Origin of the sequence: Burkholderia sp. Nafp2/4-1b, assembly GCF_003635165.1 — a bacterium.
Taxonomy (GTDB): domain Bacteria; phylum Pseudomonadota; class Gammaproteobacteria; order Burkholderiales; family Burkholderiaceae; genus Burkholderia.
On sequence record NZ_ML058688.1, the window covers coordinates 1 to 2,099 of the forward strand.

General features: G+C 55.7%; 1 protein-coding gene. It reads right to left on the reverse strand.

Annotation, left to right across the window (positions count from 1 at the left end; translation table 11 throughout):
- Window positions 1-345: 345 nt before the first annotated feature.
- Window positions 346-1,300, reverse strand: a protein-coding gene (locus C7H84_RS36115) for an IS5 family transposase (protein WP_240462219.1) whose coding sequence is annotated in 2 segments (ribosomal slippage) — window positions 346-939 and window positions 941-1,300 — 954 coding nt in all. Because the reading frame shifts where the segments join, the coding sequence is not laid out codon by codon here.
- Window positions 1,301-2,099: the final 799 nt, after the last annotated feature.

Genomic DNA, 2,099 nt, shown 5'->3' on the forward strand with positions numbered 1-2,099 from the left:
GATTTATGCAACAGCGCCCCAATGGATCCATAATGGCGCAGCGAACAAATTTACCCATTGCACAATAGTTTGTCGCAGCGCCAGTTAGCGAACTAACCACAATGATCGAAGGCACATAACGCCGCTCCCTTAAATCAACCACAATGCTCGCCCAACACAACAAATTACCACGACAAACCAACATCCTAAGGGACGCTCTTCGCAACCATGTTTCCCGAAGCGATTCATTTATTTCAGCGCCGGCCACGTGATTTGCGCCAGGTCAGGGCTACGTTCAGGCAGACGCGCAGCGTCAATCGAGGCGGGCGAGTGCCGCCAGATGCCGGATTGCCGGCCCTTGCCGCGTCAATTCGCGAGTTGACGGCGCGTCAGGTACAGGTTGCCCAGCACGAATAGCGTGACGATCTGGGCCGTATTCTTCGCCAGGCCTCGATATCGCGTCTTCACATAACCGAATTGCCGCTTGATGATCCGGAACGGATGCTCCACGCGCGCTCTCACCTTCGCAATCACGTGATTGATCTCGCGTTCGATGCGCCAACGGGGCTCGCCTGGTTGCTTGCGGCGCGCGATTCCCGCCGATATGCCGCGCTCGGCACAACGTCGTCGAATGTCCGGAATGTCGTAGCCGCGATCACCCCACACGGCTGTCTCCTCGCCGTGCAGCAATTCATCGAAACAGCGCTTGTCGTTGACCTTCGCCGTCGTCGTCACGACGCTATGCACGATGCCCGATTCCGCATCCACGCCGATGTGCGCCTTCATACCGAAGTACCACTGATTTCCCTTCTTCGTCTGGCTCATCTCGGGATCGCGTTTGCCCTTCGCATTCTTCGTCGAGCTGGGCGCGTGAATCAGCGTCGCGTCCACAATCGTGCATTCGCGCAATAGCAGTCCGCGCTCACCGAGCATCGCGTTGACTTCGGCCAATATCGCCGCACGCCAGCTCGTGCGGCTCCAGCAAATGCCGAAAGCGCAGCATCGCGGTATCCGACGGCATGGCGTCTTCGTTCAGCTCCAAACCCGCGAAGCGCCGCATCGATTCACTGTCGTACAACGCATCTTCCATTGCCGGATCGCTCAATGCGAACCACTGCTGCATGAAATAAATCCGCAGCATCGTCGCCAACGGCATCACCGGCCGACCGCCTTTCGGCCCCGCCTTCGGATACACCGGCTCGATCAGCGCAATCAGGCGTTGCCACGGAACCACCGTTCCCATCTCCATCAGGAACTTCTCACGACGGGTTACGCGCTTCTTCGTTTCATAGCTCAGGCTGGCGAAGGTCTTCTGCTTCATCTCGGGGCTTGTCTCAAGGCTGACATCGCCATTCTATGTCGTCACAAGGTTGTGAAGAGGGTCCCTAAATCACCCCCTCTTACGGCGAATTAATGCAATTTATTTATATCAACCCTATTCAATGCGTCAAAAAGATCTCATTAGGATCACCGCGAACGTTCCCAGATACAGCATGCTCGTCCAATGACCGCACTTTTCCCGCGATCCTGTGATATCCACACGCCAGTCGATATGCTCAACGGAATTGCAGCCGAGTTGATGGCACAACGTTTCACACACCACCTACAATGGCCCCTCGTCCGCTATTCGAGATAGCGAAAGGCGCACAGTGCCAATCATAAACGGATTTGCGGCAGGCGACTGACCGCCACTATTGCTCTTAAAGCACGCAACGTAATGAGCCATTTTTGCATGACGTGGTTTCCCCGGACATTACGCTAACGTTGTCTCTCTTTGTGGCCTTGCCAATCTTGTGGATCAGTTCCGCAGGTGCGGGACGCGTATGCGTTTACCCTGTTCGCATGCGCGTTGCCATCTTTCTTAAATTCGTTGCCTCATGCTCGTACTTGTTGCGTGACCACGCTAACCACACCACCGGTCCCGCGACTCTTTCATCGACGCACAGTTGGCGCATCGATTCTACTTGTCGCGTGCGGACGCAGTGTTTGCAAAACCGAAGTTTCATACGAATGGATGACGTTGACCCTGGGCCCGCCTCGGGTCCATCTGAGGTAGTACCGGCACGTTTAACTCATTGTCATATCCGACGCCGCATACGTGGGGCGCTGTTGCATAAATC